General features: G+C 72.8%; 21 protein-coding genes and 1 pseudogene. 13 read left to right on the top strand and 9 right to left on the bottom strand.

The window, feature by feature from the left end; genetic code table 11:
- Positions 1 to 14: 14 nt before the first annotated feature.
- Positions 15 to 641, bottom strand: coding sequence for a hypothetical protein (locus ACFVTF_RS18495; protein WP_387814634.1), 627 nt, complete (start codon positions 639 to 641; stop codon positions 15 to 17).
- 205 nt (positions 642 to 846) lie between these two features.
- Positions 847 to 1,644 carry an IclR family transcriptional regulator gene (locus tag ACFVTF_RS18490; RefSeq protein ID WP_387814632.1) on the bottom strand — a complete coding sequence of 266 codons (798 nt, stop codon included), beginning with the start codon at positions 1,642 to 1,644 and terminating at the stop codon, positions 847 to 849.
- 188 nt (positions 1,645 to 1,832) lie between these two features.
- Between ACFVTF_RS18490 and aceB the strand changes: the two genes are divergently transcribed.
- Both aceB and ACFVTF_RS18480 read left to right on the top strand, forming a co-directional pair.
- Positions 1,833 to 3,485, top strand: coding sequence for a malate synthase A (gene aceB / locus ACFVTF_RS18485; protein ID WP_387814630.1), 1,653 nt, complete (start codon positions 1,833 to 1,835; stop codon positions 3,483 to 3,485).
- A gap of 153 nt (positions 3,486 to 3,638) precedes the next feature.
- Complete coding sequence (locus ACFVTF_RS18480) at positions 3,639 to 4,025, top strand: gamma-glutamylcyclotransferase (RefSeq protein ID WP_387814628.1); 387 nt, start codon at positions 3,639 to 3,641, stop codon at positions 4,023 to 4,025.
- 311 nt (positions 4,026 to 4,336) lie between these two features.
- Here ACFVTF_RS18480 and ACFVTF_RS18475 read toward each other — a convergent pair whose 3' ends face one another.
- The 7 genes from ACFVTF_RS18475 to ACFVTF_RS18445 all read right to left on the bottom strand — a co-directional run bounded on the left by ACFVTF_RS18475 (position 4,337) and on the right by ACFVTF_RS18445 (position 10,300).
- Positions 4,337 to 5,722 (bottom strand): 8-oxoguanine deaminase, encoded by a 1,386-nt coding sequence (locus ACFVTF_RS18475; RefSeq protein WP_371520710.1) that lies wholly within the window; start codon positions 5,720 to 5,722, stop codon positions 4,337 to 4,339.
- A gap of 68 nt (positions 5,723 to 5,790) precedes the next feature.
- Positions 5,791 to 7,254 carry a nucleobase:cation symporter-2 family protein gene (locus ACFVTF_RS18470; protein ID WP_387814626.1) on the bottom strand — a complete coding sequence of 488 codons (1,464 nt, stop codon included), beginning with the start codon at positions 7,252 to 7,254 and terminating at the stop codon, positions 5,791 to 5,793.
- A 274-nt stretch (positions 7,255 to 7,528) separates the two neighbouring features.
- Entirely contained in the window at positions 7,529 to 8,449 is a 921-nt protein-coding gene (pucL, locus tag ACFVTF_RS18465) for a factor-independent urate hydroxylase (protein ID WP_387814624.1), read from the bottom strand.
- A 32-nt stretch (positions 8,450 to 8,481) separates the two neighbouring features.
- The gene (gene uraH / locus ACFVTF_RS18460; protein ID WP_363579258.1) at positions 8,482 to 8,817 is read right to left on the bottom strand and encodes a hydroxyisourate hydrolase; all 336 of its coding nucleotides are present in this window, start codon (positions 8,815 to 8,817) and stop codon (positions 8,482 to 8,484) included.
- 94 nt (positions 8,818 to 8,911) lie between these two features.
- A complete protein-coding gene (gene uraD, locus ACFVTF_RS18455) occupies positions 8,912 to 9,415 on the bottom strand; it encodes a 2-oxo-4-hydroxy-4-carboxy-5-ureidoimidazoline decarboxylase (protein WP_371520720.1) in 504 nt (167 codons plus the stop codon).
- A gap of 262 nt (positions 9,416 to 9,677) precedes the next feature.
- Positions 9,678 to 10,058, bottom strand: coding sequence for a helix-turn-helix domain-containing protein (locus ACFVTF_RS18450; protein WP_371520723.1), 381 nt, complete (start codon positions 10,056 to 10,058; stop codon positions 9,678 to 9,680).
- Positions 10,055 to 10,300, bottom strand: a complete 246-nt coding sequence (locus tag ACFVTF_RS18445) for a thiamine-binding protein (RefSeq protein WP_079136014.1) — start codon at positions 10,298 to 10,300, stop codon at positions 10,055 to 10,057. The genes ACFVTF_RS18450 and ACFVTF_RS18445 overlap by 4 nt, the downstream gene beginning before the upstream one ends.
- A 225-nt stretch (positions 10,301 to 10,525) precedes the next feature.
- On the opposite strand from ACFVTF_RS18445, the gene ACFVTF_RS18440 reads away from it, so the two are divergent.
- The 11 genes and pseudogenes from ACFVTF_RS18440 (at position 10,526) to ACFVTF_RS18390 (ending at position 24,696) form a co-directional block, all read left to right on the top strand.
- Positions 10,526 to 11,371 (top strand): TIM barrel protein, encoded by an 846-nt coding sequence (locus ACFVTF_RS18440; RefSeq protein ID WP_387814621.1) that lies wholly within the window; start codon positions 10,526 to 10,528, stop codon positions 11,369 to 11,371.
- A 154-nt stretch (positions 11,372 to 11,525) separates the two neighbouring features.
- The gene (locus ACFVTF_RS18435; RefSeq protein ID WP_387814619.1) at positions 11,526 to 12,413 is read left to right on the top strand and encodes a 2-hydroxy-3-oxopropionate reductase; all 888 of its coding nucleotides are present in this window, start codon (positions 11,526 to 11,528) and stop codon (positions 12,411 to 12,413) included.
- A gap of 441 nt (positions 12,414 to 12,854) precedes the next feature.
- The gene (locus ACFVTF_RS18430; protein WP_371520732.1) at positions 12,855 to 13,997 is read left to right on the top strand and encodes a glycerate kinase; all 1,143 of its coding nucleotides are present in this window, start codon (positions 12,855 to 12,857) and stop codon (positions 13,995 to 13,997) included.
- A gap of 251 nt (positions 13,998 to 14,248) precedes the next feature.
- The gene (gene allB / locus ACFVTF_RS18425; protein ID WP_387814617.1) at positions 14,249 to 15,652 is read left to right on the top strand and encodes an allantoinase AllB; all 1,404 of its coding nucleotides are present in this window, start codon (positions 14,249 to 14,251) and stop codon (positions 15,650 to 15,652) included.
- A 9-nt stretch (positions 15,653 to 15,661) separates the two neighbouring features.
- Positions 15,662 to 16,708: pseudogene (alc, locus tag ACFVTF_RS18420) on the top strand (allantoicase); the annotation flags it as partial.
- Positions 16,709 to 17,018: 310 nt separating this feature from the next.
- Positions 17,019 to 18,479, top strand: a complete 1,461-nt coding sequence (locus ACFVTF_RS18415) for a catalase (RefSeq protein WP_063350012.1) — start codon at positions 17,019 to 17,021, stop codon at positions 18,477 to 18,479.
- A 325-nt stretch (positions 18,480 to 18,804) separates the two neighbouring features.
- A complete protein-coding gene (locus ACFVTF_RS18410) occupies positions 18,805 to 19,584 on the top strand; it encodes an IclR family transcriptional regulator (RefSeq protein ID WP_063350013.1) in 780 nt (259 codons plus the stop codon).
- A gap of 240 nt (positions 19,585 to 19,824) precedes the next feature.
- Positions 19,825 to 20,742, top strand: a complete 918-nt coding sequence (locus ACFVTF_RS18405; protein ID WP_371520743.1) for a metal-dependent hydrolase — start codon at positions 19,825 to 19,827, stop codon at positions 20,740 to 20,742.
- A gap of 145 nt (positions 20,743 to 20,887) precedes the next feature.
- Positions 20,888 to 21,970 carry a PDR/VanB family oxidoreductase gene (locus tag ACFVTF_RS18400; protein WP_387814614.1) on the top strand — a complete coding sequence of 361 codons (1,083 nt, stop codon included), beginning with the start codon at positions 20,888 to 20,890 and terminating at the stop codon, positions 21,968 to 21,970.
- A gap of 27 nt (positions 21,971 to 21,997) precedes the next feature.
- Positions 21,998 to 22,861, top strand: a complete 864-nt coding sequence (locus tag ACFVTF_RS18395) for a M24 family metallopeptidase (RefSeq protein ID WP_387814612.1) — start codon at positions 21,998 to 22,000, stop codon at positions 22,859 to 22,861.
- Positions 22,858 to 24,696, top strand: coding sequence for an SDR family oxidoreductase (locus ACFVTF_RS18390; protein WP_387814610.1), 1,839 nt, complete (start codon positions 22,858 to 22,860; stop codon positions 24,694 to 24,696). Before ACFVTF_RS18395 ends, ACFVTF_RS18390 begins: the two co-directional genes overlap by 4 nt.
- Positions 24,697 to 24,708: the final 12 nt, after the last annotated feature.

The raw sequence follows: 24,708 nt of genomic DNA, 5'->3' as shown, positions 1-24,708 counted from the left end.
TCGGGGCTTCCGGGTCAGGAGCCGGGAGCCGTCTCGACCACCGTGATGTCGAACGGCTGCCGGTTGTTCCCCTCGTCCGGGTCGTCCACGCCGCGCACCGTGACCGAGCCGCCGGTGAGCCTGCCGATCGGCAGGTCCGGGGAGAGGCGCACCGGCACCAGCGCGGTCGCGCTGCGCAGCGGGGGCAGTCCGGCCGGGAAGACACAGCGCACCTGGCGGCCGTTGAGCCGCACCTCGCAGTCCTCGGGGAAGTACGGGCCCTCCGGGGAGACCCCGGGCGGCAGCGTCACCAGCACGGTGAACGGTGCCGCGGTGGTGTCCGGGCCGCGGTTGGCGATGAAGGCGTGGACGGTGGTGGTGCCGCCGGGCGGGGCGGCGTCCGGGTCGAGCCGGACCACCTCCAGATCGGAGCGGGACGCCGTGGGGGCTGCCGTGTCCACCGCCGGCCGGGGCTCGGGCCGGCGTGCCCAGGACGGGTCGGCGGTCAGCGTCGCCACCGAACAGCCGGCCGCCATCGCGGCGACGAGCGAGGCCGCGCGGAATCCGCAGAGCCTGCCGGCCTGCCCGGACTCGCCGCGCCCGGCCCGGCCGCGCCCGGACCCGCCCTGCCCGGACCCGCCCTGCCCGGACCCGCCCCGCATTGTCGAACGCCTGCACGTCATCGTCGTCCACCCTGTCCCGGGGCCCCGGCCGCCCGCGCCGTTGCGGGCCGCGTCCGCACCAGGGTGGCGGAGCCTGCGCCGGGGGTAGGTGCAACCCGCTCGGTGTCCGCTCGAACGGGGGAGCGCGCGCACGGGAAGTCGACCGGATCGACTTCCCGTGCGCGAAGCGGGCGGTGACGACGGGTCAGGGGGCGAGGACCTGCCCCAGCCGAGCCGCGATGTGGTGCATCACCGGTACCAGCGAGGACGTGCCGGCCTGCTCCTCCAGGGCCCGGATGCGGGCCTCCGGGCCGGACACCGACAGGGCGGTGGGCGTCGGCGCGCCCGGTACGGCGAGCGCGATGCAGCGGACGCCGATCTCCTGCTCCTGGTCGTCGACCACGTAGCCGCGCTCGCGCGCCTCGGCGAGCTGGTGCAGCAGCTCCTGCGGGTCGGTGACGGTGTACTCGGTGTGCGCGGGCAGCGGGTTGGGGCCCAGGATGGCGCGCGCCTCGTCCTCGGGGAGCTGGGCCAGCAGCGCCTTGCCGACGCCCGTGCAGTGCGGCTGCACTCGTCGGCCGACCTCGGTGAACATCCGCATCGAGCGCCGCGACTGCACCTGCCCGACGTACACCACCTCGCCGCCCTCCAGCACCGCCAGGTTGGCGGTCTCGCCGGTGGCCTCCATGAGTTCGGCCAGGTAGGGGCGGGCCCAGCTGCCGAGCAGCCGGCTGGACGTCTCGCCGAGGCGGATCAGCCGGGGGCCGAGGGTGTAGCGACGCGCCGTGTCCTGGCGTACATAGCCCTGCTGGACGAGGGTACGAACCAGGCGGTGGATGGTCGGCATCGGCAGGCCGGAGCTGGCGGAGAGCTCGCTGAGGGTGGCCACGCCGCCGGAGTCGGCCAGCGCCTCCAGGAGTTGGAAGGCGCGCTCGACGGACTGCACGCCGCCGGTCGCGCGGTCCGTGCTGGCCGTCGATGCTGTGTCGGGGGTCGAAACCACCGGCGTTCCCTTCGCTGTCGGGGAGGAGTAGAGTCCCGGCGATCACATCAACAAACCGTTGAAATTCTGTATCGCGGAAACTAGTCTCCACCTTACAGAATCGAATCCACCGACAGGTGGGTTCCGATCAAGGAAGTTCCCACCGGAGCTCCCTTCGCCAGGCTCAACCGCTTAGGAGTGTCCTGCCCATGGCTACAGAACAGGGACCCGTCGGCGCCTCCCCCGCTGCTCCGGTCGTCACTGTCGCCGGTCCGCGCGTTCACCGGGCGGAGGAGGTGCTCACTCCGGAGGCGGTCGCCTTCGTCGTCGGCCTCCATCGCGCTTTCGAAGGGCGCCGACAGGAGCTCCTGGCCGCGCGGAAGGCCCGCCGGGCGGAGATCGCCAGGGCCGGCACGCTGGACTTCCTCCCCGACACCGCCGACGTCCGGGCCGGCGACTGGAAGGTCGCCGAGGCGCCCCGCGCGCTCCAGGACCGCCGGGTCGAGATCACCGGTCCCACCGACCGCAAGATGGTCATCAACGCCCTCAACTCCGGCGCCCGGATCTGGCTCGCCGACTTCGAGGACGCCACCTCCCCGACCTGGGAGAACGTGGTCAGCGGCCAGATCAACCTGATCGACGCCTTCGAGGGCCGGATCGACTTCACCACCTCCGCGGGGAAGGCGTACGCCCTCAAGCCCGCCGCCGAACTCGCCACCGTCGTGGTCCGCCCGCGCGGCTGGCACCTGGACGAGAACCACCTGCTCGTCGACGGCACCCCGGTCGCCGGAGCCTTCCTCGACTTCGGCCTGTACTTCTTCCACAACGCCGCCCGGCTGCTCGCCAAGGGCGCCGAGGACCCCAACTCCGGCCCGTACTTCTACCTGCCGAAGACCGAGAGCCACCTCGAAGCCCGGCTCTGGAACGACGTGTTCACCCACGCCCAGGCCGCGCTCGGCATCCCGCACGGCACCGTCCGCGCCACCGTGCTGATCGAGACCATCACCGCCGCGTTCGAGATGGACGAGATCCTCTACGAGCTGCGCGACCACGCGGCCGGCCTCAACGCCGGGCGCTGGGACTACCTGTTCTCGATCGTCAAGAACTTCCGCGACGCCGGCGAGCAGTACGTCCTGCCGGACCGCAACAGCGTCACCATGGCCTCGCCGTTCATGGCCGCCTACACCCGCCTGCTGGTGCAGACCTGCCACCGGCGCGGCGCCCACGCGATCGGCGGCATGGCCGCGTTCATCCCCAGCCGCAGGGACCCGGAGGTCAACGCCGCCGCCCTGGAGAAGGTCAAGGCGGACAAGGACCGCGAGGCCGGCAACGGCTTCGACGGCTCCTGGGTCGCCCACCCGGACCTGGTGCCGGTCGCCCGCGCGTCCTTCGACGCGGTGCTCGGCGAGCGCCCCCACCAGAAGGACCACCCCGGGCCCTCCGAGCCGGTCACCGCGGCCCAGCTGCTCGACATCGCCGGCGCCGGCGGCAGCTGCACCCACGCGGGGCTGCACAACGCCGTCCAGGTCGGCATCCGCTACATCGAGGCCTGGCTGCGCGGCCTCGGTGCGGTCGGCATCTTCAACATGATGGAGGACGCCGCCACCGCGGAGATCTCCCGCTCGCAGATCTGGCAGTGGATCCACAACGGCGTCGTCCTGTCCGACACCGGTGAGAAGGCCACCGCGGACCTCGTCCGCGCCCTGGTCGCCGCGGAGTTGGCCGAACTCCTGGCCGAGCTGGGTGCGGACGCGTACGCCGGCGGCCGCTGGCGCGAGGCCGCCCAGCTCTTCGAACAGGTCGCCCTGGCCGAGGAGTTCGCGGACTTCCTGACCCTCCCCGCGCTTCCCCTGCTGGGCTGAGCCCCAATCTATCCGCCGGCGCCGCCGCTGCCGCCTGCCAGGGTGTAGCAGTCCCGCCGGCCCATTGCTCCGTTCCGTACGGCGACGATCCCACCTGTCCTCCCGGCGCCGTGCGGAACGGCCTTTTCCCGGTACCCGGTAAGGAGTTCAACCGTGCCCCGCATCTTCTTCAACGGCCAGGCCATGGTCGGCGGACCGTTCCACGCCAAGGTCGCCGACTCGCTGGTCGGCCCGGCCCGGACGGCCCCCGGCTACCGCTTCTTCTCGATCGACGACGTCTGCCCGGGCCTGCTCGCCGATCCGGCGGTCGACACCGCCATCGAGGGCGAGCTCTACGAGATCACCCTGGAGCACCTGCGCGACGTCATCCTCCCCGGCGAGCCGCGGGAGTTGGAGCTCGGCGTCATCAAGCTCGACGACGGCTCCGCCTGCCTGTCGATGCTGCTCGCCCGCGGCGAGGTGGAGCGGGGGGTGCACCGCGAGATCACCCACCACGGCGGCTGGCGCGCCTACCTCGGCTCGCTCGGGCGCGCCGCCTGAGACCGGACGCGTAGCGGCGGACGCACCACAGCGGACGGATCGCGGCAAGCGAGTCACGGCGAACGGACTTCAGAGAACAGATTTCAGCGAACAGATAACAGATGACAACTTTCGTCAGCTGTTATCTGTTCGCTGTTTTCTGTCACTCGTCGCTCGTCACCCGCCCCCGGGCACGCCGCAGCCCCGGACCCTCGCCGTGGGTCCGGGGCTGCGGTCCGCGCGCCGGCCGGGAGGGCCGGGTTGCGGAGTCCGGGTCACGCACCGTCCCTGGGCGGCCCGGAGTTCAGGGGTGGAGGAGGACCGGCGGGGCGTCAGAGCGGCCGGGCGGCGAGCTCCTTGGCGGCGCGGGCGCAGGCGCGGGCGATCCGGTCCTCGTTGACGGTGGTCAGCTGGCCCTTCTCGACGACGGCGTTGCCGTTGACGAACAGCACGGCCAGCGGCGGCAGGGCGCCGAAGGTGAGGGCGGCGACCGGGTCGGCGATGGAGGAGTGCAGGACGCCGTCGATCTTCCACAGCGCCAGGTCGGCGAGCTTGCCGGCCTCGATCGAGCCGATCTCGTCCTGGCGGCCGAGCACCCGGGCGCCGCCCATGGTGCCCAGCCGCAGCGCCTGGCGGCCGGTGAGGGCGGTCGGGGAGCCGTGCAGACGGTTGATCAGCAGGGCGTTGCGCAGCTCGGTGCCGAGTTCGCCGGACTCGTTGGAGGCGGTGCCGTCGACGCCGAGGCCGACCGGGACGCCGGCCCTGAGCATGTCGGGGACGCGGGCGATCCCGGCGGCCAGCCGGGCGTTCGAGGAGGGGCAGTGGGCCACGCCCGTGCCGGTCTCGGCGAACTTGGCGATGTCGGAGTCGTTCATGTGGACGCAGTGCGCCATCCAGACGTCCTCGCCGAGCCAGCCGACGGACTCGAAGTAGTCGGTCGGGCCCATGCCGAACAGTTCCTTGCAGAACTGCTCCTCCTCGGCGGTCTCCGAGCCGTGGGTGTGCAGCCGGACGCCCTTGCGGCGGGCGAGTTCGGCGGACTGGCGGAGCAGGTCGGTGGAGACCGAGAACGGAGAGCAGGGCGCGATCGCGACGTGCAGCATCGAGCCGAAGGAGGAGTCGTGGTAGGTGTCCACGGCGGCCTCGGAGGCGGTGAGGATGTCGTCGAGCTCCTCGACCGCGTGGTCCGGGGGGAGGCCGCCGTCCTTCTTGCTGCGGTCCATGGAGCCGCGCAGCGCGGTGAACCGCAGGCCGAGCTCCTGGACGGCCTCGATGGAGGCGCCGAGGACGTCGCCGCCGTCCTTGGGGAAGACGTAGTGGTGGTCGGAGGCCGTGGTGCAGCCGGACTTGAGGAGGGCGGCGGCGGAGCCCTGGCTGGCGGCGTGGACGAGCTTCTCGTCGATCCGGGCCCAGGTCGGGTAGAGGGCGACGAGCCAGTCGAAGAGGATGTCGTCCTGGGCGAGGCCGCGGGTGATCCACTGGTAGAAGTGGTGGTGGGTGTTGACCAGGCCGGGGGTGATCAGGTGGCCCTCGCCGTTGATCCGGCGCACCACGTTGTCCAGCCACTGCGGGGCGGGTCCGTCGCCGACCGATTCGATCGTGTTGCCGAGGATGACCACGTGGCCGCGGGCGTACTCGGTGTCGGCGGCGTCGACGGTGGCGATCGCGACGTTCTCGATGACGATCCGCTGGTCGGCGGGTGGGGGCTGGACTGCCATGGTGTCACTCCTATGGGGGAGGGCCGGGAGGGGCGTGCGCCAAGCGGCGTGCGCCCCTCCCGGGCCGGTCAGGACGGTGTCGCCGTCGGCACCGTCGCGCCGGAGGTCTTGCCGGATCTGGTCCGGCGGGCGGCTCCGACGTGGTGGAAGAGCAGGTTGAGCAGGACGGCCATCACGCAGCCGACCGAGATCCCGGAGTGCATCAGGGTCCGGACGGCCTCCGGGAAGGAGTCGTAGAAGGTCGGCACCGCGATGGGGATGATGCCGACGCCGAGCGACACGGACACCAGGATGGTGTTCGAGCTGGACTCCATCCCAGCCTCCGCGAGGGTGCGGATGCCACTCGCCGCGACGGTGCCGAAGAGCACGATCCCGGCGCCGCCCAGGACGGGCTGCGGCACCAGGGAGACGAGCGACCCGAGCACGGGGAAGAGCCCGAGCAGGATCAGGATGCCGCCGCCGGCCGCGACCACGAAGCGGCTGCGGATCTTGGTCAGCGCCACCAGCCCGATGTTCTGGGCGAAGGCGCTGGCGGCGAAGCCGTTGAAGACGGGGCTGAGCGCGGTGGCCAGTCCGTCGGCCCGCAGGCCGGCGGCGAGCGTGGGTTCGTCGGCCTCGCGCTCGACGATCTTGCCCAGGGCGAGCATGTCGGCGGTGGACTCGGTCATGGCGACCACCATGACGATGCACATCGAGATGATCGCGGCGGCGTCGAAGACAGGCGCGCCGAAGTGGAACGGGGAGGGGAGCGCGAAGACCTTCGCGTCCTTGACCGCGCCGAAGTCGGCCAGGCCCAGCGGGAAGGCGATCAGGGTGCCGAGCGCCAGGCCGATGAGCAACGAGAGCTGCTGCCAGAAGCCGCGCAGCAGCCGGTTGCAGAGCACCACCGCGACGAGGGTGATCGCGGCGAGCCCGACGGCCCGCATGGAGCCGTATCCGGGGGCGCCCGGCGAGCCGCCGCGCGCCCAGTTGACCGCCACCGGAAGCAGGGACACCCCGATGAGGGTGATCACGGTGCCCTGGACGACCGGGGGGAAGAACCGGATGAGCTTGCAGAAGTACGGTGCCGCGAGGAAGCACAGGATCCCCGCGACGATCACCGCTCCGAAGATCACCGGGAGGGCGTCCTTCGGGCTGTGCTCCTTGGCTATGGCGATCATGGGCGCGACCCCCGCGAAGGAGACGCCGTTGACGAACGGCAGTCGCGCGCCGATCTTCCAGAAGCCGAGGGTCTGGAGCAGGGTGGCCAGTCCGGCGGTGAACAGGCTGGCCGAGATGAGCAGGGCGAGTTCGGCGGGGGAGAGCCCGACGCCGGCGCCGACGATGAGCGGGGGTGCGACGACCCCCGCGTACATCGCGGCGACGTGCTGGAGTCCGGTGGAGAAGAGCTTCACCGGGGGCAGCAACTCGTCCACGGGGTGGGTTCCGGGCCCGGACGGTTCACCGGGGAGGTGTGCCGACGTGCCGTCCGGGCCAGGGGTTCTTTCCGGGGTGGAACCGCCGTCTTTACTGCTGGTGTCGCTGGGTGCCATGTCGAGCCCCTCTTGTGCCCGTGACTCCCGGCGCGCCCGCGGCGCTGGAGCTGCCCCGAGGGCGGGACGGCGGTGCAGGAATCCCTCGGAGCGCTTCTCCAGTGCCCCGGGCCGGCCGCCGCGAGGCAGACACGAACTCCGGTGGGTGGGGGTGGAGAAACTGGTGGAACGGGTGGTGCCGGTGGTGCGGGTACTGCTGTCCGCCCGGACGCGGCCGGCGTTCGGGGGCCGGCGGGTGCGGCGATTCCGGGCGGTGCCCATTGGGGTGGGGCGGTCAGGCGACGGGGATGACCGGGACGACGCCCTCGCGGTGCACGGTGCCCTCGATGAGGCCGTACATCCGGTCGGCGGCGTAGTAGACCTCGTTCTCGTTCTTGAGGCCGAAGGGCTCCAGGTCGACGAGGAAGTGGTGCTTGTTGGGCAGCTCCAGGCGGACTTCGTCCACCTCGGCGCGGTTGTTGAGGACCCGGGTGCCCATCGAGTGCAGGGTCTGCTGCAGCGAGTAGGAGTAGGTCTCGGCGAAGGCCTCCAGCAGGTGCCGCCGCACGTGGGTGTAGGAGCGGTTCCAGTTGGGCTGGGCCTCGCCGTCCCGGCCGTCGTAGCCGTACTTCCAGCGGGCGGTGACCTGGGTGGCGAGGATGCGGTCGTACGCCTCCTGCAGGGTGGTGTACTTGTCCTTGATGTAGCCCCAGAACTCCGAGTTGGTGGAGTTCATGACGACGAGGTCCTTGAGGCCGGAGATGACCTGGACGGTCTCGCCGTCGTAGACGATCTCGGTGGTGCGGGTCTCCTGGCCGTTGCGGACGAAGGAGTGGCCGACCTCCTCCGAGCCGATGAAGCGGGCCGAGTTGTCCGGCGTCTTGATCCGGTCCCAGGCGTACTCCTCGATCCGGATCCGGGCGCTGTGCACGACGCCGCGCTCGGTGTCGTCGACGAAGTGGCGGGCCAGGATGATGCCGAAGGCCTCGGCCGACTCGATCCCGTGCTCCTTGGCGAAGGCGTACACGGTGTTCTTGGTGGTGTCGGTGGGGAGGCAGTTGGCGTTCGACCCGGTGAGGTGGACGTCCTCGAACTCGCCCCGGAGGGAGACCGAGACGTTCAGGTCCTTGATCTCGTGCCGGGTGGAGTCGCGGTAGACCCGCACGATGCGGTTCTCCGCCTTGCCGTACTGGTTCTGACCGAGCACGTGGGCCATGACGTGGCTCCTAGGGCTTCCAGGTCGGTCTACTAGCTTCCGCGGTAGACCGAGTATCCGAACGGGTTGAGCAGCAGCGGCACGTGGTAGTGGTGCTGCGCGGGCGCGACCGTGAAGACGATCGAGACCTCGGGGAAGAACGGCGGCTCCGCCGACTTGAGCGCGTGGTAGGCGCGGGTGTCGAAGAGCAGCCGGACGACCGAGCCCGCCTCCACGGCCGGCAGGTCCTTGACCCGGCCGTCGGAGTCCGTGGCGGAGGTGCCGAGCACCTGCCAGCCACCCTCGGTGTGCAGTGCGAGCTCGACCGGGACGCCCTCGGCCGGGCGGCCGAGGCTGGTGTCGAGCACGTGGGTGGAGATGCCAGTCATGGGTGAAGTGACCTTACTGATGGCAGAAGTGATCATTCGTCAACGCATGCTAACGATCCGTCAGGATCTCTCCGGCGGGGCCCGCCAGGGCTCGTCAGGATGCGTCGAGCAGGCGATTGAGTCGAATGTCGTTGATCTTGCGCAGTTCGCCCCGGACGATCTCCGCCTCGGTGGCGGCGTCGTTGGGGTGGCGCTCGCGCAGGGCGGCGAGCATGGTGGCCGCGGTGCGGCCGGTCGCGCAGATCAGGAACACGTGGCCGAACTTGGCCTCGTAGGCGGCGTTGGCCTCGTGCAGTTCGTCGAGGAGGGCTTGGTCCACGCCCTGGATGCCGGCCTGCTCCCGCTGCGAGGTGGCGTCGCCGGTCCGGGGTCGGCCGATCCGGGCGTGGCCGGCCATCGCGTCGTGCAGGTCGGCGACCGTCAGTCCGGCCATGGCCGCCGCGTTGGCGGTGAGCAGGGACTCCCGGTCGGGCCAGGGCCTGGCCCGCGCGACGTCGGCGGCCCAGTGGGGGCTGGAGCAGACCTCCAGCAGAACGGCTTCCAGGTCCGCGGTGTCGGCCGCGGCCAGGGCGTCAAGGGTGTGGGGGTGGTTGGTCACGGGTGGACCTCCTGAAGAGTGGTGCCACCCGCACAAGCTAGATCCACCCCACCCGGCCGTCAACACTTTGTTGAACGGTTGGTGGTTACGTTTTGAACCGGCCGCCGTTGTCGGCGCGATTCGTGTGCGATTCGCCAAGTGCGCCCCGCCGGGGGCCGGTTCGGACTGGCCGCGCCGGCGGGGTCCGCCCGTCCGGAAGGTTTCCGCCAGGGGGAAGCCCTGGCGGAATCGACCGGGGGATCGGCCGGAGGATCGACCGGGGTCAGGAGGGCTTCGAGCCGTCCTGGCGGTTGAGGTAGTTGTACACCGTGAACCGGCTGACGCCGAGCGCCGAGGCGACCGTCTCGACCCCGTGGCGGACGGTGAAGGCGCCGCGTTCCTCCAGGAGGGCGACGACCCGCTGCTTCTCCCCGCGGTCCAGCTCGGCCAGCGGGCGGCCGTCGAACTGGCGGGTCATCTCGGCCAGCAGCCGGTCCAGGGCGCTGCTCAGGTGCGGCAGCCGGACGGCGAGCGTCGGGGTGCCCTCCCACTCCAGGACGACGTCCTCGGACTTCGCCTCGTCCAGCCGGACGGGCGTCGCGCCGACGGCGTCGAGCAGCGGCTTGATCGCCAGGGCGAGCGGGTGCTCCACGTGCTCGGTCACGGCGTACCGCCCTCCTCGCCGAGCACGCTGACCTGGACCGAGATCCGGGTCGCACCCGCGGTCAGGGTTTCCCGGAGCAGCTTGGTCACCGCGGCGAGCACCTGGTCGGCCTCGCCCTCGGCGCCGGTCCCGAAGGGGCCGACCGAGACGGCCAGGCCGGCCTCGTCGACGACCTGGCGGGCCGCCGCGGCGTGCTCGGGGAACGTGTCCAGTTCGAACGGTTCTGTCGTGAACTCCACCATCAATCGCACGTGCTCACTGTAGCGAGCGCCGGTGCGGGCGGGCAGGGGCCGGTCGATCAGGCGGCCGCGGTACCGGCGGGAGGGGGGTTCCGGGCTCACGTCCGGCCTTCCTCAACAAAATGTTGCGGCGGTCTTGACACCTGCTCGCCGAGCCGGAGATGCTTCCACCACGCAGAATCCCTCTTCCGGATCGTGGAAGTTGCGGATCTCGGAAGAGAGTGAGAGGTGAGTGACGTGACGGCCGCTTCCCGGCACAGCTTCACGGTCAACCTGTCGATCCTGTTCGGTGAACTGCCGCTGCTGGAGCGTCCCGCCGCGGCCGCGGCCGCCGGTTTCACCGCCGCCGAGCTGTGGTGGCCCTTCGGCGCCGAGCCCACCCCGTCCGAGGCCGAGCTGGACACCCTCCGCAAGGCCTTCGGCGACGCGGGCGTGCGGCTCACCGGCCTCAACTTCCTGGACGACCTCACCCTCGGGGCCCGCGGCACCGTCTCGGTGCCCTCCGAGAAGGACCGCTTCCGGGCCAACGTCCCGGTCGCCGCGGGGCTCGCCGCCTCGCTCGGCGCCAAGGCGCTCAACGCGCTGTACGGCAACCGGATCGAAGGCGTCGAGGCCGCCGAGCAGGACGCCCTCGCGCTGGAGAACCTGGTGCTCGCCGCCCGGGCCGCGCACGAGATCGGCGCGATCCTGCTGATCGAGGCCCTCAACACGGCCGAGTCCCCGGACTACCCGCTGGTCTCCGCGGCCGCCGCGGTCGAGGTGGTCGACAAGGTCAACGTCGCCACCGGCCTGGGCAACGCGAAGTTCCTCTGCGACCTGTACCACCTGGCCAGGAACGGGGAGGACCTGCCGGCCGTCATCGACGCCTACGCCGACCGGTTCGGCCACGTGCAGATCGCCGACAACCCGGGCCGCAACGAGCCCGGCACCGGCGGGCTGGACTTCGAGGACCTCTTCGCCCGGCTCACCGCCGCCGGCTACACCGGGCCGATCGGCCTGGAGTACCGCCCCTCGACCGGCGTCAGCGCCGACAGCTTCGGGTGGCTGCCGCGCGAGCACCGCGCCGCCGAGTAGCCGCTGAGCAGGCGCTGAGCAGGCGCTGAGCAGGCGCTGAGGAAGCGTCGAGCAGGCGGGCCCTGCGCCGCCGCCGAGCGGGCGGGCCGCACGCCGCCGAGCAAGCCCGGCCCACCACCCTCCCCACCCCACGAACGACGTAAGGAACGACGCGATGAGCCGCAAGATCGCCTTCATCGGCCTCGGCATCATGGGCAGCCCGATGGCCGCCAACCTGGTCAAGGCCGGCCACCACGTCACCGGCTACAACCTCACCCGGCCGCAGATCGACGCCCTCGTCGCGGCCGGCGGCCACGGCGCCACCAGCATCGCGGACGCGGTGAAGGACGCCGAGGTCGTCATCACCATGGTCCCGGCCGACCCGCACGTCGAGCAGGCCATCCTGGGCGAGGGCGGCGTGCTGGAGAACGCCAGGCCCGGCACCCTTGTGATCGACATGTCCTCGATCACCCCGCAGACCTCCCAGAAGGTCGAGGCGGCCGCCAAGGAGAAGGGCGTGCGCACCCTGGACGCCCCGGTCTCCGGTGGCGAGGCGGGTGCCGTCGAGGCGGTGCTGTCGATCATGGTCGGCGGCGCCGCCGAGGACTTCGCCGAGGCCAAGCCGCTGTTCGACGCCCTGGGCACCACGGTCATCCACGTCGGGCCGTCCGGCGCCGGCCAGACCGTCAAGGCCGCCAACCAGCTGATCGTCGCCGTCAACATCCAGGTGCTCGCCGAGGCCGTGGTGTTCCTGGAGAACGCCGGCGTCGACCTGCCCGCCGCGCTGGACGTGCTCGGCGGCGGCCTGGCCGGTTCGACCGTGCTGAACCGCAAGAAGGCGAACATGGTCGACCGCGAGTTCGCCCCCGGCTTCCGGATCGACCTGCACCACAAGGACATGGGCATCGTCACCGACGCCGCCCGCGCCGTGGGCGCCGCGCTGCCGGTCGGCGCCGTGGTGGCCCAGTTGGTCGCCTCCGCCCGCGCCAACGGCGACGGTTCGCTCGACCACTCGGCGCTGCTGCGCGGCGTCGAGCGCCTCTCGGGCCGCGAGGTCAAGTAGGACCCGGGGCTCCTCGGGCCCCCGTGAACTCCTCCTGGTGGCGTGTACCTCATCCGGTCGTGCCCGCGCCACCAGGAGGTCAGACCCGACCGGCGGGCGGGCCGGGGCTCATCCGCCCGCCCGCCGGTCGATCCAGCCGGTGATGCGTACTCCCCTGTCGGGGGCACTTCGGTCGTGCCGGTACGCCTCGCCTGGCCCCCTCCCCGCCGAGGGGAGCCTCTCGTACGTCGGAAGCGGGACGAGGGGAACGGCGGGGAGGGGGTCGCACCTCCCGCCGGGAGTCGCACCCTCCCGGCGGGGCACACCCTCCCGGCGGGGCGGACCCTCGCGACGGGGGGCGTATCTCCTGACAGGGGGTCGCATCCCGGGAGCACCCGGGCCCATGCTTGGCACAGGCTGTCGAAACATCGCCAGACCCCGTACGGAAGTGAGGACCGCACCATGCCCGTCACCCCCCACCAGGGCCATGTGGTCGTAGCTCCCGACAAGTTCAAGGGCACCCTGGAGGGTGCCGAGGTCGCCGCCCGGATCGCCGCCGGCGTCCGGCGCGCCGCGCCCGGCGTCGAGGTGCGCGAACTGCCCGTCGCCGACGGCGGCGAGGGCACCCTGGCCGCCGCGCTCGCGGCCGGCTTCACCCGTGTCCCGGCCAAGGTGGCCGGGCCGACCGGCCTGCCGGTGGACGCCGCGCTGGCCGTGCGGGGCGACACCGCCGTGGTCGAGCTGGCGCAGTCCTCCGGCCTCGCCCGGCTCCCCGGCGGCCGCACCGCCCCGCTCGCGGCCGGCTCCTACGGCGTCGGCCAGCTGATCGGCCGGGCCGTGGCGCTCGGCGCCAAGCGGATCGTGCTCGGCCTCGGCGGCAGCGCCTGCACCGACGGCGGCGCGGGCATGGTCCAGGCCCTCGGCGCCCGCCTGCGCGACGCCGAGGGCGCGGAACTGCCTCCCGGCGGAGCCGCGTTGCGCAGGCTCGACCGGATCGAGCCCGGCCCGCTGGCCGACGTGCTGGCCGGCGTCGAGATCGTCGTGGCCTGCGACGTGGACAACCCGCTGCTCGGCCCGCGCGGCGCCACCGCCGTCTACGGCCCGCAGAAGGGCGCCGACGGCGACGACCTGGTGATCCTGGAGGAGGGCCTGACCCGCTTCGCCGACCAGGTCGCCCTGGCCACCGGACGGGACGTGCGCGACGCCCCCGGTGCCGGGGCCGCCGGCGGGGTGGGCTTCGCCGCCCTCGCGCTGCTCGGCGCCACCATGCGACCCGGTATCGAGCTGCTGCTCGAACTGCTGGGTTTCGACGAGGCCGTGCGTGGGGCACGCCTCGTCGTGACCGGCGAGGGCTGTCTGGACGCGCAGACGCTCCACGGCAAGGCCCCCGCCGGCGTTGCCTCGGCGGCCGCCCGGGCGGGGGTTCGGGTGGCCGCCGTGGCGGGGCGGCTGGAGCTGTCCGAGCCCGAGTGGCGGGCCGCCGGGTTCGCCGCCGCGATCGCCCTCACCGACCTCGCGGAGCAGCCGGGGGACAGCATGACCAAGGCCGGTGAGCTGGCCGAGGTCGCGGGGGAGCGGCTGGCGGGCGAGCTGCTGTCCGGCTGATCCCCCGTGCCGGTCCGCCGTGCCCCGTCCCGCAGGCCGATCGGTCGGGCCGATCCCCCGTGCCGACGGGGCGCGCGGATCCCCCGTGCGTTTCCCCGTGCGTTTCCCTCGTACGTTCCTCCATTGACGTTTTGTTGAAGGCGGGCCTAGGCTCCCGGCAATCCTTCGCTTACCCGCCCGGTTCCCTCCCGGGCCCCCTCCCGGTTCCTGCCCGGCGCCCACCCCCAACTTCCAGGTTTCGGAGGTCTCCCATGCCTTTCAGCCAGCCAGCGGTGATCCGCTCCCGACGGGTGGTCCTGCCCGACGGTGAGCGCCCCGCCGACGTGCTGATCCGGGACGGGAAGATCGAGCAGGTCGCCGCATACGGCTCGCTCCTCGCGGGCGAGCGGCCCGGCGGCGACGGCGGCCTCGCCGACCTCGGCGACACCGCCCTGCTGCCCGGCCTGGTCGACACCCACGTGCACGTCAACGAGCCCGGCCGCACCGAGTGGGAGGGCTTCGCCACCGCCACCCGGGCCGCCGCGGCCGGCGGCGTCACCACGATCATCGACATGCCGCTCAACTCCGTCCCGCCCACCACCACGCTGGAGGGCCTGGCCGCCAAGCGGAAGACCGCGGACGGCCAGGCCTGGGTCGACCTCGGTTTCTGGGGCGGCGCCGTCCCCGGCAACGTCCCGGACCTCGCGCCGCTGCACGAGGCCGGCGTGTTCGGCTTCAAGAGCTTCCTCGCCCCGTCCGGCGTCGACGAGTTCCCGCACGTCGAGGCCGCGGACCTGGAGGCCGCGCTGGCCGAGCAGGCCCGGCTCGGGGCGCTGGCGATCATCCACGCCGAGGACCCGGCCGTGCTGGCCGCCGCCCCGCAGCAACCCGGCGTCCACTACCGCGACTTCCTCGCCTCCCGCCCCGCCGACGCGGAGACGGTGGCCGTCGCCGTCCTGCTCGACACCGCCCGGCGCACCGGCGCCCGCGTCCACATCCTGCACGTCTCCTCCGCCGCCGTGCTGCCGCTGCTGCGCCAGGCCCGCGAGGACGGCGTCCAGGTCACCGCCGAGACCTGCCCGCACTACCTGACCCTGGCGGCCGAGCAGGTGCCGGACGGCGGCACCGCCTTCAAGTGCTGCCCGCCGATCCGCGACGAGACCAACCGCGACCTGCTCTGGCAGGCCCTGGCGGACGGCGAGTTCATCGCCGTGGTCTCCGACCACTCGCCCTCCACCCCCGACCTCAAGCTGCTGCCCGAGTACGGCGGCAGCGGTGACTTCGCGGCCGCCTGGGGCGGCATCGCCTCCCTGCAACTGGGCCTGCCGGCGATCTGGACGGAGGCCCGCCGCCGCGGCCACGGCCTCGCCGACGTGGTCCGCTGGATGTCCGCCGGACCGGCCGAGCTCGTCGGCCTCACCGGCGTCAAGGGCGCCATCGCGGCGGGCTGCGACGCCGACCTGGTCGCCTTCGACCCCGACGGCGAATTCGCCGTCCACCCTCGCGAGTTGCACCACCGCAACCCCGTGACCCCGTACGCGGGCCGGACGCTGACCGGCGCGGTCCGCACCACCTGGCTGCGCGGCCGCGCGGTGGACGTCTCGGCCGAGCCCTTCGGCCGCCCGCTCACCCGGCCCGCCGCCGCCCCCACCACCCCGTCCGATCGCCCGTCCTGAGGAGACTTCGTGACCACTGCCGACACCCCGAGCGCTCCCTTCACCGAGCTGGTCAACCTGGCCTCGCGGCTGCTCGGCGCGGGCGTCGTCGCCACCAACGAGGACACCTTCGCCGACGCCGAGAACCTCCTGGTCGCCAAGCCCGCCGAGTTCCGCCCGCACACCTTCGGCCACAAGGGCCAGATCATGGACGGCTGGGAGTCCAAGCGCCGCCGCGGCGTCTCCGCCGACCAGCCCCACCCCACCGACCAGGACCACGACTGGGCGATCGTCCGGCTCGGCGCCGCCGGTGTGGTCCGCGGCCTGGTGGTGGACACCGCCCACTTCACCGGCAACTACCCGGAGAGCGCCTCCGTCGAGGCCGCCTCCGTGCCCGGCCACCCCTCGCCCGAGGAGGTGGCGGACGCCGAGTGGACCACGCTGGTGCCGCGCACCCCGCTCCAGGGCGACACCGCCCACGAGTTCGCCGTCGACGACGCCAACCGCTACACCCACATCCGCCTCAACATCTTCCCGGACGGCGGCGTCGCCCGGCTGCGCGTCCACGGCGAGGTGCTGCCCGACCCGCGCGAACTGGACGGCCTGACCTTCGACCTGGCCGCCCAGGAGTACGGCGGCGTGGCCGAGGCGGCGTCCGACCGCTACTTCTCCTCCCCGCACAACCTGAACGCTCCCGGCCGCGCCTCCGTCATGGGCGAGGGCTGGGAGACCCGGCGTCGGCGCGACAAGGCCAACGACTGGGTGCAGATCGCCCTGGCCGGGGGCGGTGAGGCCCTGGCCGCCGAGGTGGACACCACCCACTTCGTCGCCAATGCCCCCGGCTGGGCCGACCTCGTCGGCTTCGACGCCTCGACCGGGGCGGACCCGGCCGACGGCGAGTGGTTCGAGATCCTGCCCCGCACCCGCCTGCAGCCCGACACCCGGCACCGCTTCCGGCTCGACGCCGGCCGCCCGGTGACCCACGTGCGCATCAACGTCCACCCGGACGGCGGCCTCGCCCGCCTCCGGCTCACCGGCCGCCTCACCGAGGCCGGCCGAGCGGCCCTCGCGCTGCGCTGGTTCAACGTCGTCCCGGCCGCCGAGGCCGCCGCGGCCCTCGCCGAGGCCGGCCTGACCGCCGACGAGGCCGCCGCGCTGACCGCCGCCCGCCCGCTGGCGGACCGGACCGCGGCCGTCGGCGCCGTCGCCGCGCTCCGGCCCGAAGACGGCCCCGACGGCGAGCACTCCTCCCGCCGCCGCTCGGCGGTCTGGCGCCTGCTGGGCGTCTGACGCCCGTTCGGCGATCCGCAGAGCCCTGTGCCATGAACTGACTCTTCGTCACTTCACTCTCCACGCACCGCTTTTATCGACATCTGAAGGACCCTCCATGTCCAAGATCCTGACCACGGAGTCCGGCGCCCCGGTCGCCGACAACCAGAACTCGGCCTCGGCCGGCGAGTACGGCCCGCTGCTGATCCAGGACCAGCAGCTGCTGGAGAAGCTGGCCCGCTTCAACCGCGAGCGCATCCCGGAGCGCGTCGTGCACGCCCGCGGCTCCGGCGCGTACGGCTACTTCGAGGTCACCGACGAGGTGTCGCAGTACACCCGCGCGGACTTCCTCGCCGAGGTCGGCAAGCGCACCGAGGTCTTCCTGCGGTTCTCCACCGTGGCCGGCAACCTGGGCTCCAGCGACGCGGTGCGCGACCCGCGCGGCTTCGCGCTGAAGTTCTACACCGCGCAGGGCAATTACGACCTGGTCGGCAACAACACCCCGGTCTTCTTCATCAAGGACCCGCTCAAGTTCCCCGACTTCATCCACTCGCAGAAGCGCGACCCGTACACCGGCGTGCAGGAGGCGGACAACGTCTGGGACTTCTGGGCCCACTCGCCCGCCTCGACCCACCAGATCACCTGGCTGTTCGGCGACCGCGGCATCCCGGCCTCCTACCGCCACATGAACGGCTACGGCTCGCACACCTACCAGTGGGTCAGCGCCGAGGGTGACGCCTACTGGGTCAAGTACCACTTCAAGACCAACCAGGGCATCCGCTCGCTGGACGGCGACCAGTCCGCCGAGGTGCTCGGCGCCGACGCCGACTCGCACCAGCGCGACCTGCACCAGGCCATCGAGCGCGGCGTGTTCCCGTCCTGGACCCTCTACGTCCAGCTGATGCCGGTGGCCGAGGCCGCGGACTACCGCTTCAACCCCTTCGACCTCACCAAGGTGTGGCCGCACGCCGACTACCCGCTGGTCAAGGTCGGCCGCCTGGTGCTCAACAGGAACCCGGAGAACGTCTTCGCCGACGTCGAGCAGTCCGCGTTCTCGCCGAACAACTTCGTGCCCGGCATCGGCCCCTCCCCGGACAAGATGCTCCAGGGCCGCCTGTTCGCCTACGCCGACGCCCAGCGCTACCGCCTCGGCGTCAACCACACCCAGCTGCCGGTGAACGCCCCGCGCGCCACCGAGGCGGACAACTACGGCCGCGACGGCCTCCACGCCGTCAACAAGTCCGGCCGCGGCAAGAACTACGAGCCCAACTCGTACGACGGCCCCGCCCAGACCGACACCGCGCTCGCCGCGCCGGTCCGGCTGGACGGCTACACCGGCACCTACACCACGCCGGCCCACACCAAGGACGACGACTTCTTCCAGGCCGGCGAGCTGTACCGGCTGATGTCCGCGGGCGAGAGGACCCGGCTGATCGACAACATCGCGGGCTTCCTCGCCCAGGTGAGCCGCGACGACGTGGTCGAGAAGAACCTCGCCCACTTCCACGCCGCGGACGAGGAGTACGGCGCCCGCCTGGAGGCGGCCGTCGCCAAGCTGCGGGCGGGCGACGAGGGCTGAACCGCCCTGCCATGACGCACCACGCGTGACGAGGGCCGAGCCACCCCACCGTGGCGCGCCGCGCGTGACGCCCCGCTGACCGACTGACCCGCCCCCACCGGCCGCCGGGGCCCCGAACCCGGCGGCCGCGGGGCGGTCCCCTCCTCCCGGGGCAGTAGGGGAGGGGGCCGTCGTGCTGTCCTCCACTACCGTTCCTCCAGGCTGTCGGTGGGTACTCCACGGAATGTTCACGGATATTCACGGACGGCAGTCGCCGGGCCCGCCGGGTCGATAGGCTGGAGAGCGCCCGCGGTCGCTCCGTGGGGGGACATCGGAAGGGGACGACATGTCGACACCAGCCCCGGGTCGCCACGCCGCGCTGGACCAGGGCCTCGCCGGCCCGTTCACCTCCCTGCAGCACGCCCTCAGACTGCTGGAGGCCGTCGACCGGCACCCTGACGGTGCCACCCTGGTCGCCCTCGCGCGGGAGACCTCGCTCGGCCTGCCGACCGTCCGGCAGCTCGCCGAGATCCTCGAGATCGAGGGCTACCTCCAGTGCCAGGACGGCGGTTGGGTGCTCGGCGGCACCTTCGCCCTGCTCGGCCAGCACAACCGGGAGCAGCTGGTGAAGGCCCGGCTCAACCGCAAACTCGCCGAGCTCCGGGACGAGTTGGGCGCGGCAGTGTACTTCACCCGCTACCACGACGGCGAGTTGTCGGTGGAGGCGGTGTCCGCGGCCGAGTACGCGCCGGCCGTGCAGGAGTGGGTGGACTTCCGGGCCACCGCGCACGCCAGCGCGATCGGCAAGTGCCTGCTCGGCCAGCTCGACGCGGACGCCCGCTGGGACCACCTCTCCCGCCACCCGGTGGCCCGGCTCACCTCCCGGACCGTCACCGACGCCGACCAGCTGATGCACCGGCTGGAGCGGCAGCCGGCCACCGTGCCGGTGCTGGACATCCAGGAGTACGCGCTCGGCACGGTGTGCGCGGCCGTCCCGATCACGGCGGGCAGCACGGTCGGCTGCCTGGCCACGTCGATGCCGGTGGACAACGTGCACAAGCTGAAGGCCGCCGCCGAGCTGCTGGCGGCCCGGGCGGCGCCGCTGATGCTGGCGATGGCGGTCTGACGGCCGGTCGTTCCCGTGGGCCCCGCCGGATCCGAGTGATCCGGCGGGGCCCACGTGTTCGTTCGTGGGCATGTTCGTTCAGGAGCCCGGTCGTTCGCGCGCGTTTCCGATGACGGCCCCAGGGTGTGTCACTTATTAGACTCGATGTCGATAAGAGTCGCCGAACCCCTTGTCCCAGCCGCTACCCGCGAGTACGTTTCCCTGAGTCGAGCCGCCGCCCCGAGGTCAGGAGGGCCTGCCGTGCCCCGCTCCACCCCCGTACCCGCCCTTGCCGTCCCCGCCGCGCGCGTCCACGACAGCCTCGTCCTCGAACCCCGGGACGTCCGCTTCGACTGGGACCGGCTGCCGCTGCACTGGATCCCCGACGAGCCGATGGCCACCCACGTCATCAACGTGCTGCACCTGCTGCTGCCCGAGGGCGAGCGCTGGTTCGTCAAGGTCTTCAAGGAGGCGCTGCCGCTCATCCGCGACGAGCAACTGCGCGAGGAGGTCCTCGGGTTCATCGGCCAGGAGGCCATCCACGCCGAGGCGCACCAGGAGGTCCTCGACCACCTGCTCGGCCAGGGGCTCGACCCGCGTCCGTACGTCCGGCAGATCGCCTGGCTGTTCCAGCGCGTCCTCGGCGACAAGCCCGGGCTCAGCCCGGCGCGGCGACGCGAGAACCTCATCGAGCGGGTCGCCTTCGTGGCGGCGATCGAGCACTTCACCGCCTTCCTCGGCAACTGGGCGCTCAACTCCCCGGGCCTGGACCGCGCCAAGGCCGACCCGACGATGCTCGACCTGCTGCGCTGGCACGGCGCCGAGGAGGTCGAACACCGCAGCGTCGCCTTCGACCTGATGGTCCACCTCGACCCCGGCTACCTGCGCCGGGTCCGCGGCATGGCGGTCTCGGGGCCGCTGCTGGTCCACCTCTGGGTGCGCGGTGCCCGCTTCCTGCTCGCCGCCGACCCCACCCTCGACGGACGGCTCAAGCCCACCTGGCGCGAGGCCGGCAGGATCGCCAGGCGCGGCCTGCTGCCCGACCCGGTCCGGTCGATCCGCTCCGGCCTGCGCTACCTGCGGCCCGGCTACCACCCCACCCAGGAGGGCTCCTCCAGCCAGGCCCTCGGCTACCTCGCCGCCTCCCCGGCCGCCCGCGCGGCGGCGGTGGGTCACTGACAAGGGGTCAAGCAACAGGGTTCAGACAACAGATAACAGATGACAGAAAACGTTATCTGTTATCTGAACCCTGAACTTTGAACTCTGAAATCCGAAACCCGTCACCCGCCGCTCACGCCCCCTCCCAGACGCCAAGGACCGCCGGATGGACCTGCTCAACCCGCCCCCTGACCTCTACGGCCGCCCCCGCGCCGACACGTTCATGCGCCGGCTCACCGCATTCGGCGACCGCTACACCCCGGCCCTCGGCGGCCCCCTGCTGCGCCGCAACCCCCGCCGCCCGCTCAGCCGCCCCACCCCGCCGCTCCAGCTGGTCGTCGCCGCCCGCCGCCAACTCGCCTCCGAAGTCGTCGAATTGCGGCTCGCCGACCCCTCCGGCGGCCCGCTCCCCGGCTGGCAGCCCGGCGCCCACCTGCGCCTCGCCCTGCCCTCCGGCCGCGAACGCCACTACTCGCTCTGCGGCGACCCAGCCGACCGCGCCGCCTACCGGATCGCCGTACGGCGACTGCCCGGGGGCGGCGGCTCCGTCGAGATCCACGACACCCTGCACCCCGGCAGCCGCCTCACCGCCCGCCGCCCGCGCAACGGCTTCGCCTTCTGCGCCGAGCCCGCCGTCCTGCTGCTCGCCGGCGGCATCGGCATCACCCCGCTGCTCCCGATGGCCCGCGAGGCGCAGCGGCACGGCCTGGACTGGCGCCTGGTGCACGTCGGCCGCAGCGCCGACACCCTCCCGTACACGGACGAGTTGCGCGCCCTCGACCCGAGCCGGGTGGTGCTGCGCACCGACGACGAGCACGGCGTGCCGACCGGCGCCGACCTGCTCGCGCACGCCCCGCGCGGCGCCGCCGTCTACTGCTGCGGCCCGGCCCCGATGCTCACCGCCGTGCAGCGCGCCCTGGACGAATCCCCCTCCACCGCCCTGCACTTCGAGCGCTTCGGCGCCGCCCCGGTCATCGGCGGCGCGCCCTTCGCCGTGCGCCTGGGCGTCGACGGCCCGGCGCTGGCCGTCCCCGCCGACCGCTCCGCCCTGGACGTGCTGCGCGAAGCCCGTCCCGACCTCCCGTACTCCTGCCACCAGGGCTTCTGCGGCACCTGCGAGGTCCGCCTGCTGGCCGGCACGCCCGAGCACCGGGACCGCCGGCTCACCCCCGAGCAGCGCGCCGACGGCGCCGTGCTGCCCTGCGTCTCCCGGGCCGCCGCGGGCGAGACCCTGGTGCTCGACCTGTAGCGTGCTCGACCTGTAGAAGGAGCCCCGATGGCGAACCCCCCGACCTTCCCCTACGACGAGCGCGACCTCGCCCGCTTCCGCGAGACCCAGCAACTCGCCTACCACTGCGCCGAACAGGTCGCCGCCTGGATCGAACCGGGCGTCACCGAACGCCAGGCCACCGCCGAACTGCGCCGCCGCCTGGTCGCCGCCGGGGTGCAGGACTTCTTCCACGTCCCGTTCGCCTGGTTCGGCGACCGCACGGCCTTCCGGCACTTCCACACCCCGCTCCAGTTCTTCGCCGGCAACCGCCGCCTGGAGGAGGGCATGCCGTACGTCCTGGACTGCGCGCCCATCGTCGACGGCTACACCGCCGACATCGGCTACGGCGGCAAGGTCGGCGAGAACCGCGTCTGGGACCGCCTGGCCGCCGACCTCCAGGTGTACCGCGAGCTGATCCTCGCCGAGGTGCGCGCCCGCCGTCCGCTCAACGAGGTGTACGCGGCCGTGGACGCCCAGATCGCCGCGCACGGCTACGACAACCGCCACCAGGTCTACCCGGGCCGGGTGATCGGCCATCAGGTCACCCGCACCACCGTGCGCGGCCCGGCCGGGGTCAACGTCCTCGGCTTCGGCGTGCGCACCCTGCAGACCCTCGGGCGTGAACTGATCTCCGAGCGCCTGCACGGCCGTTCACCGCTCTGGGCGGACGGCCGGTCGTCCCGGCACGCGCCCACCCCGGGCCTGTGGGCGGTCGAGCCGCACATCGGCTTCCGCGGCGTGGGCATCAAGTTCGAGGAACTGCTGGTGGTCACCGAGGACGACGCCCACTGGCTCGACGACGACCTGCCGCACGTCCGCCGCTGGACGGCGGACGCCGCCCACGACGTTGCCCTGGAGGCCGCCCGATGACCACCCCCGCCGCAGACGCCCCGGACGCCCCGGACGCCCCGGACGCCCCGGACGCCCCGGACGCCCCGGACGCCCGGAAGGCGCTGGCCGTCTCGAAGACGCTGGACGCGTCGCCCGTGCGCCGCCGCACCGTGGACTCCGACGGCCTCCCGCTCGCCGTCTTCGAACAGGGCGACCCGGCCGCCCCCACCGTCCTCCTGGTCCACGGCTACCCGGACACCCACGCGGTCTGGGACGACGTCGCCGCCGACCTCGCCCGCGACCACCACGTGGTCCGCTACGACGTGCGCGGCGCAGGCCGGTCCGGAGTGCCCGCCACCCGGGACGGCTACCGGCTGGAACGCCTGGCCGCCGACCTGTTCGCGGTCGCCGACGCCGTCAGCCCCGACCGCCCGGTGCACGTGGTCGCCCACGACTGGGGCTCGCTGCAGTCCTGGGAGGCCGTCACCGAGCCCGGCTCCGAGCGGCGGATCGCCTCGTACACCACCATGTCCGGCCCCTGCCTGGACCACATGGGGTACTGGCTGCGCCACCGGATGCGCCGGCCCACCCCGCGCCACCTGCGCCAACTCCTCCACCAGGGCCTGCACTCCTGGTACATCACCGCCTTCCACCTGCCCTTCCTCGCCCCCGGCGTGTGGCGCCTGGGCCTGGCCCGGGCCTGGCCGCGGGTGCTGCGCGACCTGGAGCAGGTCACCCCGCGGCCCGACCACCCGCAGCCCGGCCTGCGCCGCGACGCCGTCCGCGGCATCGAGCTGTACCGGGCCAACTTCCGCCCCACGCTGCGCAGTCCGCGCGAGCGCCCGACGCAGGTGCCGGTCCAGCTGATCACCCTCACCCGGGACCGCTACGTCGCCCCGTTCCTCTCCGAGGGGCTGGAGCGCTGGGTGCCCGAGCTGACCCGACGGACGCTGCACGCCGGCCACTGGTCGGCGCTGCTGGAGAAGGGAGCCATCGTGGCCGAGATGGTCCGCGAGTTCACCGCCCGCATCGAACGCGGAAGCGCCGAGCCGACCCGGGAGCGGGGCGACGGCCGGCTGGTCGTCGTCACCGGCGGCGGCAGCGGCATCGGCCGGGCCACCGCGCTCGCCTTCGCCGAGGACGGCGCCCGCGTCGTGGTCTGCGACCTCGACCTCGCCGCCGCCGAGCGCACCGCCGAACTCGCCTCGCTGATCGGCCCGCAGGCGCACGCCTACCGGGTGGACGTCGCCGACGGTGCGGCGGTGGACGCCTTCGCCCAGGCGGTCGCGGAGGAGCACGGGGTGCCCGACGTGGTGGTCAACAACGCTGGCATCGGCCACTCCGGGACGTTCCTGCAGACCACCGAGAAGGAGTGGCAGCGCGTCCTGGACGTCAACCTCTGGGGCGTCATCCACGGCTGCCGCGCCTTCGGCACGCTGATGGCCGACCGCGGCCAGGGCGGTCACCTGGTCAACGTCTCCTCGGCCGCCGCCTACCTGCCGTCCAAGGCGCTCACCGCGTACGCGACCAGCAAGGCCGCGGTGTTCATGCTCTCGGACTGCCTGCGCGCCGAACTCGCCGGGCACGGAATCGGTGTCTCCACCATCTGCCCGGGCATCGTCAACACCAACATCACCCGCACCTCCACCTTCTCCGCGACCACCGCCGACCAGCAGGCCGCCAAGCAGGCCCGCGCCGCCAGGCTCTACGCCCGCCGCGGCTTCCCCCCGGAGAAGGTCGCCACCGCCATCCTCACCGCCGTCCGCACCGGCAAGCCGGTCGTCCCCGTCACCCCCGAGGCCAAGGCCGCCCGCTTCCTCTCCCGCCTCAGCCCCGGCCTCCTACGCCTGGCCGCCCGCCTCAACGTCACCTGAGCGGTCCGCACG

Source organism: Kitasatospora sp. NPDC057940 (assembly GCF_042887425.1).
GTDB lineage: Bacteria > Actinomycetota > Actinomycetes > Streptomycetales > Streptomycetaceae > Kitasatospora.
The sequence above is the reverse complement of the archived record's forward strand: the minus strand, read 5'-3'. Positions and strand labels throughout refer to the sequence as shown.